The following is a 15,502-nucleotide window of genomic DNA, read 5'->3' on the forward strand; positions in this document are numbered from 1 at the left end:
AAACACCCAAAAGGGTGGAATAACAACGATAACAGGAGGAATGCCAAAATGAAGATTGCCAGACTTTTTATCGCCGGACTTGCGCTTGCGGGGCTCGCCACGGCGGCCAGTGCCGGAACGCTCGACGAGATCACCAAGCGCGGCGAACTGCGCGTCGCGGTACAGACGCAAGGACCTCCCTTCTCGCTGGTCGGCGCGGCCGGCGAGCGCACCGGCAGTTCGGTCGAACTCGCCGAACTGATGGCCAAGGAAATGGGTGTCAAGATCACCTTCCTCGACTATGATTGGGACGGGCTGATCCCGGCGCTGCTTTCGGGCAAGGCCGACCTGCTCGTCGCCGACATGACGCCGACGCTGGCGCGCGGCATGAAGGTCGCCTTCACCACACCTTACATGTATACGGGCAGCACCGTCTTCACCAAGGCCGACAGCAAGTTCAAGACAACCGAGGACTGCAAGGCCAAGGGCACCAAGATCGCCGTGCTGTTAGGCGCCACCGGCGAAAAGGAAGCCAAGAACGCCTTCCCGGATGCCGACATCAAGAGCTACAAGGGCGGCGGCCCGCTGCTGCTCGACGCGGTCAACAACGGCCAAGCCGATTGCGGCGTCAACGACGTCTCGGCGGTCAAGGGTCAGTCGACAGCCTATCCCGCCGGCACCTTCACCATCATGCCGGACCTGTTGTCGAAGGAGCCGCTTGCCTTCGCCACCCGCTACGACGAGCCGGACCTGTTGATCTGGATGAACCTGTTCCTCAACCAGGTCAGCATCGACGGCCGCTTGCAGAAGAACCTCGACTACTGGGTCAATTCCGACGCCTGGAAGAAGGATCACTAAGCAGAGGTAAGCAGGGAGTAGTGAGTAGGAAGTAGTGAATGGTGAATGGTGAATGGTGAACGGCCATTCCGGACGCCCTTCACTGCTCACCACTCACTACTCACTACTGCCCATTCACCATTCACAATTCACCGCCATGCTCGAAAATTTCAGCTTCCGCACCATCGTCGAATATCTGCCGCTGTTCGGGCAGGGTCTGATCACGACCGTGTGGCTGTCGGCGCTGTCTTTTGCGGGCGCGCTGGCCGTCGGCATCGTGCTCGCCGCCATGAACCTGCAGCGCGGCCAGCTGTTTCGCGTGCTGGCCAAGGGCTATATCGATGCCGTGCGCGCCACGCCGTTGCTGGCGCAGCTCTACTTCCTCTATTTCGGCCTGCCGCGTCTCGGCTTCGTCCTGCCCGAGCTCGTCGTCGGCATCATCGCTTTGTCGCTGAACAGCGGCGCCTATGTCGCGGAAATCATCCGCGCCGGCATCCTGTCGATCCCGCGCGGCCAGGTCGAGGCCGGGGTTGCCTCGGGAATGACCTATGTCCAGCGCATGCGCCTGGTCATCCTGCCGCAAGCCTTCAAGGTGACGATCCCGCCGCTGCTCGGCCAGGCGATCGTGCTGGTCAAGGATTCCGCGCTTTTGTCGCTGATCTCGGTTTCCGAACTGACGCGCGCCGGCCAGTTGCTGGCGTCCGACCGCTTCATGCCGGCGGAAGGCTTTCTCACCATCGCCGCTTTCTATCTGCTGCTCTATTACTGCCTCAAAGGACTGGCGGGGCTGTCCAGTCGGTGGCTCGGTCTGCAGCCGGCAAGGAGCAGCACATGATCTGGCAACAGCTGCAAAGCCTGGCCGGCAGCTACCCCCTCGCCTTGCGCGGCCTTGGCATGACCGTGATGCTGTCGGCGATCAGCCTGGTGCTGGGCACGCTGCTTGGCTTCGGCCTCGGCATATTGCGCACCGGCGGCAACCGGCTGATCTCGAGCGTGATCGGCGCCTGGGTCGACCTGATCCGCGGCACGCCGTTCCTGGTGCAGATCTTCCTGATCTTCTTCATCCTGCCGGAATTCGGCATCGAGCTCGATGCCTTCACGGCCGGCATCATCGCGCTCACCAACCTCGCCGCGTGCTTCATCTGCGAGATCGTCGCCGCCGGCATCCGCTCGGTGCCGACCGGCCAGGTTGAGGCAGCTCTGGCGTCTGGCCTGTCGCGCTGGCAACGCATGCGCCAGGTGGTGCTGCCGCAGGCGATGCGCATCGTGCTGCCGCCGCTGGTCGGGCAATATGTACTCTTGATCAAGGATTCCTCCGTCGTCTCGGCGATCGGGCTGACCGACCTCACCCGCGTCGGCTGGCTTGTGGTGCAGCGTGTGCCCAACGGCCTGCTGGTCTTCTTCCTGGTCGGCGTCGGCTATTTCGTCGTCTGCTATCCGCTGATCATGCTCGCCCGCCGGCTGGAGCGCCGCATGGGCGCGGGGCATGGCGAGGTGCAGCTGTGACATCGAACCCAAAGGGCTGACCGCCATGACCAATCCAAGCCCGACCAAGACAAACCTGACCAAAACGGGCATGATCGACTTTCGCGGCGTCAACAAATGGTTCGGCTCGCTCAATGTGCTGAAGGACATCACGCTCAGCGTCGAGCCGCGCGAAGTGGTCGTCGTCTGCGGCCCAAGTGGTTCGGGCAAGTCGACGCTGATCCGCTGCATCAACGGCCTGGAAGCGATCAAGGATGGCGACCTCGTCGTCGACGGCCAGCGCCTCGGCGACCCCGCCACCAACATGACGCAGCTGCGCACCGAGATCGGCTTCGTCTTCCAGTCGTTCAACCTCTACCCGCACAAGACGGCGCTGGAAAACGTCACGCTGGCGCCGATCCATGTGCGCAAGATCCCCCGCGCCGAGGCCGAGCAGGCCGGGCGCGACTTGCTGGCCAAGGTCGGCCTCGCCGACAAGGTCAACGCCTACCCGTCACAGCTGTCCGGCGGCCAGCAGCAGCGTGTGGCCATCGCGCGCTGCCTCGGCATGCGCCCCAAGATCATGCTGTTTGACGAACCGACCTCGGCGCTCGATCCCGAGATGATTTCCGAAGTGCTCGACGTCATGGTCGCGGTGGCCGAGGAAGGCATGACCATGATGGTGGTAACGCACGAAATGGGCTTTGCCCGCAAGGTGGCGCAGCGCGTGGTGTTCATGGACGCCGGCGCCATCGTCGAAAGCGGCACGCCGGAAGCGTTTTTCTCCGACCCGAAGACCGACCGCAGCCGGGCTTTTCTAAGCAAGATTCTAAGGCATTAGAGCTTAGCCAAAGCCGGTCGTCCGAAAGGCCGCGGGGCAGGAACTGTCGACGCACAGCGCCAAACAACGAGCCGCCGGTAGAGTGGATCGGCTACGTTTAGGTCTCCGGCTACGCCTCTGGGACCTTCCACGTGCCGTCCAGAACCTTCGCGCGTGGTCGATAGAGCCGTACCATCCAGTTCCAGCCGGGCCACCATCGGCTGTACGGTCAAGCCACCGGCGCCGCGCCGCGCCGCTCGAGCGCGGTCCTGCGGATGATTTCCGCGATTTCCGGGCTGCTGCTGCACAGCATCTGGAAATCCGCCGCGTGCAGCGACAGGAGTGAGACAGAAGTTGCGGCAGTGACGGTCGCCATACGCGGTTCGCCGCTGATCAGCGCCATCTCGCCGAAGAAGGCGCCAGGGCCAAGCTCCACCGGGTTCGGCGTCGCGACGCTGACGCGGCCCTCCACGACGAAGAACATCCGATCGCCGGTCTCGCCGCTGCGGCAGATCACGGCGCCCGCCGGCACCGTGCGGGGTCTTAACGCGCGCACGATCTCGACCAGCGTGGCCGGGCCAAGCTTCTGAAACAACGGAACGCCGGCAATCAATTGCCAATTGCGGACGAAATCCTCGCGACGGACTTCTTGATAAAAGCCGGAGGCAAGAATGCCGGCCCAGAGCCCGAAGATGCCGATGCCACACATCATGACAGCCCCGGCAAGAACGCGGCCGGCGAAGCTTTGCGGAATGTCGTCGCCATAGCCGGTAGTGGACAGCGTGACCACCGCCCACCACATTGTCTCGGGGATGCTGCCGAACTTTTCCGGTTGGACGTCGCGCTCGATGACATAGGCCGCAAGTGCGACACCGAACAGAACCAGGCCGAAGACCGTGGTGACGCCGACCAGGTTGCGCGCTTCGTTGGCCAGAACCCTGCCAAGCAGCGGGAAGAACGTCGAGTCGCGCAGCGGCTTCAGCAGCCAGACAGCACAGTAGAGGCTGCGGTCGGGCGTGCCGTCGAGCAGGAATGCGGCGAGTGGAACCAAAACCGCGAGCACATCGATTGCGATTGCCGGCGTCCTGTCCCGAAGGTCTCCCGCCCAGCGCTTGAGCAGGGTCTCGGCCATCTGCAGAAGATAGGCGGCCCAAATGACAGCGAGCACGGCAGCCAGAGCCAGTCTGCTTCGTCCGGACATGTTCGGCATCGTGAGCGCAGCCACCGCCAGAAGCCCAGGCGCAGCGAGCACCGCATTTAGCGGTGCGTAGATTCTCAGAAAAGGCAGTACCGACATTCTATCCCACCAGCGGCCACTGTGCTCCAGAATAGAGGCCTTCCGGGCAAGCGCAAAGGGTGCTTTGCGATCGCAAGATCAGGTCACGCCAATGGCTTTCGGGCGCCGCTATCGGCGCTCCACGGTCGCACCGCAGGCGACGGATCAGCTCGGGAGCCGCCACATTCGCACGCGACCCGCACCGCGCAATTCCGTTTCCTCGAGTGGGTCGCAAGCAAATTTCGGTCCAAGCAGTTGGCAAGTTGCATCGGAAATACGGATTTCATCGGGCTCCGCGGACGTTTGAATACGTGAGGCGAGATTAACGGTCTCACCCCACAGGTCGTAGGCGAACCGCCTCTTGCCTATGACGCCGGCGACGATCGGTCCTGAGTGAATTCCAATTCTCAGCCTTATCGGTTCTCCTGCGAAGCGTTCCCGCTTGACCGCTTTGCGCAGCTCAATCGCATAGCGCGTGAGGGCCTTTGCATGATCGGATCGCGCCGTGGGCAGGCCGGCGACCACCATCACACAATCGCCAATTGTTTTGATCTTTTCGCAGCCGTATCGCTCAGAGAGCCGATCCGCCGCCTTGAAGAAGTAGTTTAAAATAGCGAGCGTCGTCACCGCTCCGACGCTGCGCGCTCGTTCCGTAAAACCGACGATGTCGGCAAAAAGCACACTCACCTCTGCGTGGTTGTCGGCAATTTTCTTTTGCGCTTTCAATCGCTCCGCGATCGACGCCGGGAGAATGTTGAGGAGCAGGTTTTCGGCGCGCTGGTATTCACGCGCCAATCCCTCCTGGCTCTTTCTCAGTGCCTCGTTCGTCGATTGCAATTTTTCGTTGAGTTGACGCTCCCTCTCTTGCAGGAGCGTCATTTCATAGGCCTTCTGTTGAAGCCGCTGCCTGTTGTCTCGTTCGGCAGTGGCGTCTAGAAAAAGCAGCCACACGAACGCATTGTCAGCAAAAAAATGGAGGTCGGCGACACGCCCGCCGGGCAGTTCAACCATATCCATGCGAAACGGAAGCTCCGGGCAAGGCAGCAAACCTTCCATGAATTCAAGCTGCTCCGCAACAGGCTTGCCGATGCGAAGCGATGACAGCCCGTAATGTTCAACATTACCGCCCTTGGCAGCTATGCAAAGCTCAGCGTCGATTTTCAGATAAGCGACAGCGTGCCCGTCGAAGAAGAAATTGAAAAACCAATTTCTGACTTCTTTTGGCAATTCATGCATGGTCTATTTGGTGACCATCAAGGCAAGTTGACGAAAGGCGTCATCGACCTGCTCGCCCGAAAGCGCACTTGTTAGATAGATTTGCCATCCACGTTGCCTCAACTCGTTGATCTCACCATCCGATATCGCCCACCGATCGGCCAGATCGGACTTGTTGAACAGCAATACGAACGGCATGGCGCCGAATTCGGCCTCGACCCGTTCGCGCAGCGTGAGTGCCACGGCAAGAGTAGCAGCGCGGGTTCCATCGACGACTAGCACGAGCCCGGTTGCACCTCGAACATAGCTGACGCGGAATGAGCCGATATCGTCCTCGCCGGCCAAATCCCACAAAATCAGATCCACGGTTTTGTCCGGGAGCGCGACGCTTTTCTTGTCGATTTTCACTCCGACGGTGGTCAAGTAGGTTTCTGAGAAGATGCTCTGCACAAACCTGCGGACCAGACTCGTCTTTCCGACGGCGAAGCCGCCCAGCATGCAGATCTTTTTTTGCAACATGTTGGGCTCCGCTAGTCCAGGTTTACCGTAATCGAAACCCGGCGATTGGTGGAGCTACCGGTTAGACTGTTTTCAGGTACAGCCGGCTCAAAAGTGCCCGCGCCCCGAACCAGCAGCAGTTCGGGAGCAACGCCGCGCTTGTTGAGAAGCGCACGAACTGTCTCGGCGCGGGCGGCGCTGATCGACGCGTTGGCCGTCTCACGGCCCGTGGTGTCCGAATGCCCGGTCAACATGAACCGCGCCGTTACGCCGGAATTGCGGGCACTCTGGGCGAATTCCTTTATTTGATCCGCCAACCTGTCGAGAACCGGCGTCTGCTCCGGTCCCGGCACAACCTTGCCGGAAGAGAAGAAAATATCGGTCGTCTGGATCGCCTGCCTCAAATGATTAAGTTCTGCGAGGTTCAGCTCACGCAGCTGCGAGACATCCAGAACCACTCCGTCCGCCGAAAGTTGTTCAGCGGCGGCCCGCGCGCGGTTGATCCAGCCGGCAGGAGCCTCACCCACGGCCACAATGCGACCCTGGATGATCGAGAGCTGAACGGTTTTCGGCGGGGACAGCGCCGCCGTCAGCCGCTTCACCACAAACTTCGGATCAAGGCTCTGATAGAATTGCCACTGTGCATGAACGCGGGCAGGATCAACGTCCGTTCCGGACAGCAGGGCTTGCGGGTCGGCGGCAAGCGGGTCTCTCAAGCCGGAAATATAGAAATGTCCGCCCCTCGCCGTTTGTTGGGCGACGATGATTCCCGGTTGGGCCTCAAGTCGCGACACATAATACTGCCAGTGCTCCGCCGCGCGTGCTTCGGGGCTCACGTCACGAACCTTGGAGATGTCGAATTCGGGTCCGCCTGCCGAAAGCTGCCGGGCCGCCGCGCGCGCGCGATCGATCCAGGTGTCGGGAGCCTCACCCTCGGCAACGATGCGATCATCGACGATCGAAAGTCGTACTGTTTCCGGCGGATACAGTGACGCCGTCAGCCGCTTCAGCACGAACTCCGGCTCAAGGCTCTGATAGAACTGCCACTGCGCATGAACCCGGGCGGGATCGACCTCTGTTCCCGACAACAGCGACTGCGGATCGGCGCCAAGCGGGTCTCGCAGGCCGGCAATATAGAATTGGCCGTCGCTTATCTTTTGGTCTGCAACGATGATGCCCGGCTGGGTCTCCAGTCGCGACACATAGGCGTGCCAGCGCTCCGCCTCGCGCACTTGGGGACTTACGTCACGAACCCCCGAGATATCGAAGACCGGCCCGCCTGCCGAAAGCTGCTGGGCCGCCGCGCGCGCCCGGCTGATCCAGGTGTCGGGAGCCTCACCCTCGGCGACGATGCGGCCATCGACAATCGAAAGTCGCACTGAATCCGGCGGAGCCAGCGACGCCGTCAGCCGCTTCAGCACGAACTCCGGCTCAAGGCTCTGATAAAATTGCCATTGCGAATGAACCCCGGCCGGATCGACTCCCGTGCCTGACAACAGCGACTGCGGGTCGACGGCAAGCGGGTCCCTCAGGCCGGCAATATAGAACTGGCCATCGCGTACCTGCTGTTCGGCAACGATGATGCCCGGCTGGGCCTCCACTCGCGACACGTAAGCCTGCCAGCGCGACACGTAAGCCTGCCAGCGCTGCGCTGATTGCCAGGAAAGAAAGTACCAACCGCCTGCCAGACTCAAAAGCAGCAGGGCAACGGCCGCCACCAGCCACGGAAATCCGTCGTTTGATTCCTCCTGCTTCAGCTCGACGCAGGTCTGCAACTGCGCCTCTACGCTGGCCAGCTGCGAACCGTCGCCGTCAAACTGCTCTAAGGCCTGTGAGCTTTCCTCATGGATGCGAAGCAACACATCGCGAACGATTTCATGCAATTCCTCCGGCGGATTTCCCCGGATCACCGAAACCAGGGTCGCAAACGGTCCAACTTCCGACCAGAGACGAAGCTCGCCGAAACGGATTGTGTCCAGGCCGCTCTGCTCTTTCTCGTTAAATGAGTCTTTTACAAAATCCTGAATCGCACTGAGCATCGAAGAAATGAGCTGAGGATCTTCGCTCGTTGCATTGTCGGCCGTTACATGCGCTATCAAAAGGCCGGAATTCCGATGAATGAGAAAGGCATGTTCCACACGGTAGACAAGGGAATGCTTCAGAACAACTGCCGAGAAGCTTGCCCCTGTTCTCCAGGCTTCAAGTCTCCACTTGAGCCCGTGCCAGGTGAATATGTGCCTTAGAGTTTCATTCAGCGACTGAAAGGTCTGGTCGATCTTTTCCCCGATCGACTTGCGAATTGCCGGCAGAAACACCGGGTACAATATGTCCGTCAGCGTGCGCGGGCTCTTCTGGATCGACCGTTGCACAGCCCGTTCGACAGCTGGCGCAAGCGCCTCGCCGAGTTGCGCGTAAGGCGCTCGTCCGGCAGCACTGGGAAGAACGTCGCCCACGGCCGCCGCAAGCTGCTCGGGTTCGTCGAGCAGATGCGTAACGCGTGAAAGCTCCGAGATTTCGCGGCTGACCAGCAACTGCCGCAGCGTTTCCATGCGCGGATCGGCGGTGGGAACCGCCTCGAACTGCGCACGGTAGTCCGGATCAACGTTCCGGGCAATTTCGATCAAAAGACGAGCCAGAGCCTCGCGATCAATCTCTGTATCGTTCGAGGCTGTTCTTTGCGGAAGGTTGAATGGGTCGACGGTGGACGTCAAGGTCCCATCAACTCACTTTCCAGCTGCGGTCCGAGTTGCTCTTGCTCCCGACGGGATCCTGATTGAGACATTTTGCAACCTCGACAAACAGGCCAGCCAAAAGATTTCGGTCGGTCTTGACGTTGCTGAGGTCGGCAAACATCTTCTCGATCAGCATCTGAACGCCTTCATTCTTCTGCTTGATTTCCTCACGCAGCAAATGATCGTTTCGATTTATCCGGTCCGAAACGTCGCGCTCGAGCGCGCTCAACTGATCCGACAACGTGCGCACCTGCTTTTCAAGAGCCTGGTTTTGCTCGCGAAGATTCCGGTCGATCTCCTTGTCGGCATCGGCTCGTGAATCTTTTTCGCTCCGCAATTGCCCTGCAAGCGAATCGATCTGCTTCTTTGCATTCGACTCGTACATTTCGAGATTGCGCTTGGCCTCGGACTCGACATCCTTGAAGCGCTGCAACACCCGTTCTTCAAGCTTGGAAAAACGGCGGTCATAGTCCTGCATCTGGTTGCCGAAGAGCAGGTCACGGATCTTGTCGACACCGACGGCGTCGCCGGCGGTTCCGTTTTCGCGGGCCTGAACTCCCATGAAGTTCAGCCCGTTTCCTTCTGTGTTACCTATCAGATTTACGTCCGCCTTCTTTTCTGAAGAAGCGGAATTCGAAGATTCCTTAGCCATCCATATACCCCCATTGAACACATGCCGTCAGGTAAGCATGTCAGCAATCGGGCCGCAAGCCGGATTCGTCTTGACTTATGCCTATTCATGGGGCAGCCGAGCGCGATGGCTAACGGCCCGGCAATGGCAATCAGGGGCGATGCCCTCTTGAAGGCGCGGAGCGTGCGGACGGTTCCGGGTATCCAAAAAGCGGCCTTCAGTCGAACGTCGCCAGCGGCTCGGCGTTGATCTCGACCCACTCACAGCGACGGCTTTCGTGGTAAAAAGACTGGAAGGGCGGCGGGAACGACGGATCGGCGAAGGCGCCGACGGGAATGGCGATCACACCGGGCTGCGTGTCGATGCGATAGTGGACGGCGGCGCCGCACTCCGGGCAGAAATTGTAGATGACGCGGCCGCCCTCGTCGCCGGTGCGCGTGAACTGCTTCGCCCGCCCCTCGATCGATACATCAGCTTGCGCAAACCGGACATTGTAGCTGAAGGCGCTGCCGGTGCGGCGCTTGCAGTCGAGGCAATGACAGACCGAGATGCGCACCGGCTCGCCCGAACAGACGGCTGAAAGCTGGCCGCAGAGACATTGCGCGCGGCGCGTGACCATTGTTTCTTCCTCCCTTCACATCACTGCGTATCGGCGCTGGCCCTCAGTTCCGTCCGCTTCTGTTCCGAAACCATGGCTAGATCCAGCACCTTCTGCAGTTCGGCGGCATGGTGGAATGAAGGCTCGGCCTGCACGCCGCTGCGAACCGCATCGACGAAGCGCTGGTAATTGGTCGGCACCGTGCCGGCGTCGAGCACCTGCCATTTGGCGTTCTCGATATCCTCGCCGACACACGCCTTCAGTTCCGAACCCTCGAGATTGTGCACGACTTCGATGCCGCCCTTGTCGCCATAGATGCGCAGGCGCAATTCGTTGATGTGGCCGGTCGCCCAGCGGCTGGCGTGAACGACGCCAAAGGCGCCGTTGGAGAAATCCAGCGTCATGGCGAAGCTGTCATTGGCGTCGAGGTCGTATTCGCCGATGCGGTTGCCTGGCGCCTTGTCGAAGGTGCGCAGCCGGCAAAACACGTGGTCGATGTCGAGTGCGGCGCCATAGCTGGCGAAATCGAGGATGTGGATGCCGACATCGCCGAGCACGCCGTTGGAGCCGTGGTCACGCGACAGCCGCCACAGCCATTTCGGGTCGGTGCGCCAGTCGCCCCAGAATTTCGACACCAGCCAGCTCTGCAAATAGGAGGACTCGACGTGGCGGACGGTGCCGATCTCGCCGGCCAGCACCATCTGTCGCGCTTTCTGCAAGGCAGCGACATTGCGATAGGTGAGGTTGACCATGTTGACGATGCCGGCTGCCTCAGCCGCGTTGGCCATCTCGCTTGCCTTGCCGAAGTCTTCGGCCAGCGGCTTTTCGCACAGCACCGGCTTGCCGGCCGCGATCAACGCCATGGTGGTCGGGTGGTGAATGCGGTCCGGCGTGACGTTGGCGACCGCATCGAACTCGCCCCACGCCAGCGCGTCTTCCAGCGATGTGAATCGCTTCGATATCTTGAACCCGTCGGCGAATTCGCCCACGCGCTTTTCATCGACGTCGACAGCACCGACGATCTCGACGCCGTCGACGCCGCCGAAACGGCGGGCATGCTCCTGCGCCATCCAGCCGGTACCCAGTATCAAAAGCCGCATTCTCTGCACTCCGAGCGAATTGGTTCGATTCAATCATATGGCGCAGATACGGTCTAGGAAACCCATGCGGAAAGCCGCTACGCCTTTTTTCCTGGACTTTGCTTTAGCGGTAGCCGGCCTCGCCCGAAACGTGCAGCTTGCCGCCGCGCTCGACGATCGGCTCCAGCGCCTTTTCGACCGGCACGTTCGGCGCCTCAAGGATCGCCGACTTGGTGCCCTGCGGATTGTGCGCCCACTTAACCGCATTGCGCAGCACCTTGTGCACATTGGCGTCGTGATAGGTCGGATAGGTCTCGTGGCCCGGGCGGAAGTAGAAGACATTGCCGGCGCCGCGGCGATAGGTCAGTCCAGAACGGAACACCTCGCCGCCCTGGAACCAGGAGATGAAGACGGTCTCCAGCGGTTCGGGCACGGCGAACTGCTCGCCATACATTTCTTCATTCTCGAGCTCGAAATATTCGCCGACGCCTTCGGCGATCGGATGGCTGGGACTGGTCGCCCAGAGCCGCTCGCGCTCACCCGCCTCGCGCCATTTCAGCGTGCAGGGCGTGCCCATCAGCCGCTTGAAGATTTTCGAGAAATGGCCGGAATGGAGAACGATCAGCCCCATGCCTTCAAAGACCCGGCGGGCGACGCGCTCGACGATCTCGTCGGCGACGGCGCCATGGTCCTTGTGGCCCCACCAGACCAGCACGTCGGTCTCGGCCAAGCGCGCCTCGGGCAGGCCATGCTCGGGCTGTTCGAGCGTGGCGGTCGAGGCGGAGATCGCCTCGTCGGCATTCAGCGCCTTGGCGATGGTCGTGTGCATGCCCTCGGGATAGAGGGCTGCGACCACCTCATTGGTCCGCTCATGGATGTTCTCGCCCCAAACGACAGCGCGTATTGTCATGATGTCCTCGTGGTGAAGCCGACCCGCAGGGGTCAGTCATAATCTGCCTGGGGGTCAAAAGGGAATAGGCAGTGGGGAATAGGCAATAGGGGCAGAAAAACAAGGAACAGGCGATGGACGCTCCTGGGCCCTACTGCCTACTGCCTACTGCCTACTGCCTACTGCCTACTGCCTACTGCCTACTGCCTACTGCCTTACGCTCCCCGGCCTTCCTGAGCGACCCGCGTCAGCGGCTTGGTCAGGCGCGGCACGACGACGAGGCGCTTGATCTTGCCTTTCTTGTAGGCGGCAAGGAAGCGGGCGTAGTCCTTGAAGACGACGCAGCCATTGGACTCCGCACGGCCGCCGCGCAGCATGTAGGTGTGGGCGAGCAGGCCGTCGCGACCGTACTTGTTGCCGCCGCTGACGGGAGTGAGACGGAGCGCCTCGACGCCATGGAAGCGGGATTCTCGAAGACGCAGATCATAGGTGTTGGGCGGCGTCGGGCCGACATTCTTCTTGTGCACGAAGCGCGGCTGGTCGACCATCGAACCCAGCCCCGAATGGGCCTCCAGCCGCGAGCCGTCCGGCATATAGACGGTCTTGGCCGAGATATCGTACACGGCGACGCCGCCGCCCATTCCGGGCGTGGCGAACAGATCCTTGAAGGCGCGACCGACACCGCCCGCCGGGACGTCCGGCTTGGCATAGGCCAGCATCTCGCCGGCCTCTGTCTTCGACCGTTTGCCAGGCTTGATCCGGCTTGATTGGATGCTCTGGCTTTCTGGCACGCCAGGCAGTGCGGCAACCTCCGAAGTACTGCGTGGCGAGCGCGGCGACGAATTGCCCGGCGACTGGGGTGCGGGGCTCTCGGCCGTCCTGTCGGTCTGTGGCTTGGCTGCCCTGGGTTTGCTGGCTTGCCGAGCCTCGGCAGGCTGAGCGGTTTCGGCGCGTGGACGCCAACCCGGCAACGCAATGTTGTCGGGCAGATCGTCCTGCGGCGGCAGCGAAGCGACCTGAACCTCGGCCTGCCCAGGATCCTGCGCACCGGCGATTGCTGCAACGGCCGCCGGCGGGGCCAGCATGTCAGCGTCTTCCGGCAAGCTGTTGGCCAGCGCCAGCGCCAGGCGCGACGAGCGTTCGATCTCAGCCACTTCCGGCCCAAAGCGTTCCGAGGCCGGGCCATGCTGATCGGGCAGCCGGACTTCGGCGAAACGGGCAGCGACCGGAAGGCTGGCAAGCATGAAGGGCGCATTCGAGGCCTTGGCGAAGGCGGCAGCCAGCTTTTGCGGCGACAGCTCTGCCTTGGCCACCACGCCGTCGAAGCGCATGCCGCGCGAAGTGGCGAGAGCGACGCTGGTGTTTGGCGCAATGTTTGAGGCGACACTGCTCGGGGCCACAGCGTGCGTGGCCGGCTTCAGCCGCGCCATCTTGCCGTCATGCGCGAAGTTCGCGGCGGCATGCGCGCAGCCGGCGTCGCATTGGCTGAGCAGCGAGGCCTGTGATTTTTGCGCCGAAAGCCGCGGCGCCCACGAATTGGCGAGGCTGCGGCGCGAATCGGCAAGTGCTGCGTTCGGCAGAAGCAGACTGTGCGGAAGGCTGTTGGAGGCTGCGGTGAGCGAGGTACCGAGCGAATAGAGGCCGGCCATGGTTGCCACCGACCACAGCGCCAAGGCCGCGCCGACAACCGGCACCACCACCCAGCGCTGGCCGGATCTCTTCGAAGTCAAACCCCGTTCAGGAGTGTCGCCCCGGTCTTTCAAACGCAAAAACGCCATACAACCACTCTCAATCGGCATGCAGGCTTGCGACCCTCGCATCCGTGACATCCACAGTTCGCTGGTGCCCCCTGCACCTTTCGCGTCTGTTGCCGATTGAATCAAAAGATGGACAAAGTTGGTTAACCAATCCCTCCATCAGCCACCGATTATGCGGCGCCTGATACGAAAAAAGAGCACTCCATGGTCTGCGCCACGGTAGAATGCTCTCCCTCACCCCCGCCTTGCTGCCCGTTTTTGCGATCCAAGTCAAGGAAACGCTGCGTCAGCTTGCTGCAAGCCTGTGCTGATTGCCCGCTGATCGGCCTTCTCAATCAGTTGACCTTCCGGTGGCTGGAAGGTCTATCTGCTCAGAGACGGAGACCTCCGGCGACGGAAATTTACCGATGAGAACCGGCATCACGACCGAAGAATCCGACTGCAGGTCGAACCCCTGCTGCGGCTGGCTGAGCACGGATGGATGGGGCAAGGACATGGCGCCGTGAGATGGACTGTGCAAGCGGCGCTGCTGTGGCTGGTCTGTGCCCTTACGATGGGCGCCTCCGTCGGCAGCGGGCCGATCGTCGCGGCCCGCCAGGCGTCGATGAAGGAGATGGCGGCGGCTGCGAAAACCATTGCCGGCATGTTCGACCGCAGGCAACCCTATGACGCCGCAGCCTTCAAGGCGGCAGCGGACACGCTGCGCGCTCGCACCGGCCCTGCCCTGATTGCCGAATTTCCGAGCGGCTCGCTTGGACCGCCTTCGCAGGCCAGGCTGGAGATCGATCAGTCACGGGCGGAATTCGAGGCCCTGGCAAATCATATCGGAACGCTGGCCGACGCTCTGGCCGCCAAGGCCGAAAGCGCGCCGGCCGTCATCACCGATGACATGCGCATGGGCACCGGCCTGGCGATGGGCGGCGGCAGCCTGCTCGGCAAGCGCTCGATTCCAGAGGAAGCCGATCCGACCAAACTGCCGGCGGAGCATATCCTGCATCTCATCCTGCAGGATTGCTCGACCTGTCATTCGAAATTCCGGCAAAAGGTACAGTGAAGCGACATTATCCGGCGGAGCATTTCCTTGCTGGCCTGCGCCACAGCCACTTTGCATACAAGTAAATTCGTTTGTGCTAATATATCGAGGATCGTGCATATCCATGCATGACGAGCATCGGGAGGATGCAATGAAAACCATGAATCGCAGGTCTGCAATTGCCCTCGGTCTGACGACCGCCGCGGTAGCGCCTTTGTTCACCTTGGCGGCATCGGCAAAAATCAAGAAATACGGCCCGAAAGAGGGCAAGGAGATTGCGCCCGGTGTCAGGGTGGTGGAGGTCGGCACCGGCAATGCAGACATTCCCGCCTACAAGAGCATCGCAATTATCGACGTTGTGTTTCAGCCCGGAGCACATGCTCCTCAAACCGTGATGGACAACGACATGGTGTGCACCATTACCTCAGGTGCATTCACGATCAAGAAAGCGGACAAGGAATTCAAGCTCAAGACGGGTGATATGTACACCTGCTCCAAGGGCAAGACCGATGAAGCGACGAATACAAGCAAGGAGGTCGGCGTGCATCGCATCGCCGTATTGATACCCGCATAGCAGATGGAATTCCGGCCGGACCACGCCGTCGCGAGTCCGGCCGGCCAGACGAGGCGATCTCGTTCCGTCGTCAGCGCGGCCATCTCACGCCAGCCACTCCCTGATCGCCGGGCGGGCGGG

The 15,502-nt window shown here is 61.4% G+C and carries 15 protein-coding genes; 6 read left to right on the plus strand and 9 right to left on the minus strand.

From position 1 onward, the window contains the following. Positions 1-48: 48 nt before the first annotated feature. From NKI37_RS05610 to NKI37_RS05625, 4 genes are all read left to right on the plus strand, one after another. On the plus strand, positions 49-837 hold the full coding sequence (locus NKI37_RS05610) for an ABC transporter substrate-binding protein (protein WP_023670322.1): 789 nt from the start codon (positions 49-51) through the stop codon (positions 835-837). Between the two features lie 136 nt (positions 838-973). Next, positions 974-1,651 (plus strand): amino acid ABC transporter permease, encoded by a 678-nt coding sequence (locus NKI37_RS05615; protein ID WP_023695534.1) that lies wholly within the window; start codon positions 974-976, stop codon positions 1,649-1,651. Continuing rightward, positions 1,648-2,322 carry an amino acid ABC transporter permease gene (locus NKI37_RS05620; protein WP_023821289.1) on the plus strand — a complete coding sequence of 225 codons (675 nt, stop codon included), beginning with the start codon at positions 1,648-1,650 and terminating at the stop codon, positions 2,320-2,322. The genes NKI37_RS05615 and NKI37_RS05620 overlap by 4 nt, the downstream gene beginning before the upstream one ends. Positions 2,323-2,392: 70 nt before the next feature. Next, positions 2,393-3,121 carry an amino acid ABC transporter ATP-binding protein gene (locus NKI37_RS05625; protein WP_023670319.1) on the plus strand — a complete coding sequence of 243 codons (729 nt, stop codon included), beginning with the start codon at positions 2,393-2,395 and terminating at the stop codon, positions 3,119-3,121. A 208-nt stretch (positions 3,122-3,329) separates the two neighbouring features. Here NKI37_RS05625 and NKI37_RS05630 read toward each other — a convergent pair whose 3' ends face one another. The 9 genes from NKI37_RS05630 to NKI37_RS05670 all read right to left on the minus strand — a co-directional run bounded on the left by NKI37_RS05630 (position 3,330) and on the right by NKI37_RS05670 (position 13,796). Further along, positions 3,330-4,397 carry a cyclic nucleotide-gated potassium channel gene (locus tag NKI37_RS05630; RefSeq protein ID WP_023693904.1) on the minus strand — a complete coding sequence of 356 codons (1,068 nt, stop codon included), beginning with the start codon at positions 4,395-4,397 and terminating at the stop codon, positions 3,330-3,332. A gap of 144 nt (positions 4,398-4,541) precedes the next feature. Further along, positions 4,542-5,612 (minus strand): adenylate/guanylate cyclase domain-containing protein, encoded by a 1,071-nt coding sequence (locus NKI37_RS05635; protein WP_023821290.1) that lies wholly within the window; start codon positions 5,610-5,612, stop codon positions 4,542-4,544. Between the two features lie 3 nt (positions 5,613-5,615). Then, positions 5,616-6,110: a Rab family GTPase gene (locus NKI37_RS05640; RefSeq protein WP_023670316.1), complete on the minus strand. Its 495-nt coding sequence runs from the start codon at positions 6,108-6,110 to the stop codon at positions 5,616-5,618. Between the two features lie 11 nt (positions 6,111-6,121). Further along, entirely contained in the window at positions 6,122-8,800 is a 2,679-nt protein-coding gene (locus tag NKI37_RS05645) for an OmpA family protein (protein WP_031199432.1), read from the minus strand. 7 nt (positions 8,801-8,807) lie between these two features. Beyond that, positions 8,808-9,473: a hypothetical protein gene (locus NKI37_RS05650; protein WP_023670314.1), complete on the minus strand. Its 666-nt coding sequence runs from the start codon at positions 9,471-9,473 to the stop codon at positions 8,808-8,810. 196 nt (positions 9,474-9,669) lie between these two features. Next, on the minus strand, positions 9,670-10,071 hold the full coding sequence (locus NKI37_RS05655) for a GFA family protein (RefSeq protein ID WP_023670313.1): 402 nt from the start codon (positions 10,069-10,071) through the stop codon (positions 9,670-9,672). Positions 10,072-10,091: 20 nt separating this feature from the next. Continuing rightward, positions 10,092-11,150 carry a Gfo/Idh/MocA family protein gene (locus tag NKI37_RS05660; RefSeq protein ID WP_023738663.1) on the minus strand — a complete coding sequence of 353 codons (1,059 nt, stop codon included), beginning with the start codon at positions 11,148-11,150 and terminating at the stop codon, positions 10,092-10,094. 103 nt (positions 11,151-11,253) lie between these two features. Beyond that, a complete protein-coding gene (locus tag NKI37_RS05665) occupies positions 11,254-12,039 on the minus strand; it encodes a ThuA domain-containing protein (protein ID WP_023738662.1) in 786 nt (261 codons plus the stop codon). A 194-nt stretch (positions 12,040-12,233) separates the two neighbouring features. After that, a complete protein-coding gene (locus NKI37_RS05670; protein ID WP_081725507.1) occupies positions 12,234-13,796 on the minus strand; it encodes a DUF2778 domain-containing protein in 1,563 nt (520 codons plus the stop codon). A 481-nt stretch (positions 13,797-14,277) separates the two neighbouring features. On the opposite strand from NKI37_RS05670, the gene NKI37_RS05675 reads away from it, so the two are divergent. Beyond that, complete coding sequence (locus tag NKI37_RS05675) at positions 14,278-14,829, plus strand: cytochrome c (RefSeq protein WP_352790567.1); 552 nt, start codon at positions 14,278-14,280, stop codon at positions 14,827-14,829. A 130-nt stretch (positions 14,830-14,959) separates the two neighbouring features. Then, positions 14,960-15,382, plus strand: coding sequence for a hypothetical protein (locus NKI37_RS05680; RefSeq protein ID WP_023684778.1), 423 nt, complete (start codon positions 14,960-14,962; stop codon positions 15,380-15,382). Positions 15,383-15,502 lie beyond the last annotated feature (120 nt).

The sequence above is a fragment of the Mesorhizobium sp. M0626 genome (assembly GCF_040320665.1).
Classification (GTDB): Bacteria; Pseudomonadota; Alphaproteobacteria; order Rhizobiales; family Rhizobiaceae; genus Mesorhizobium.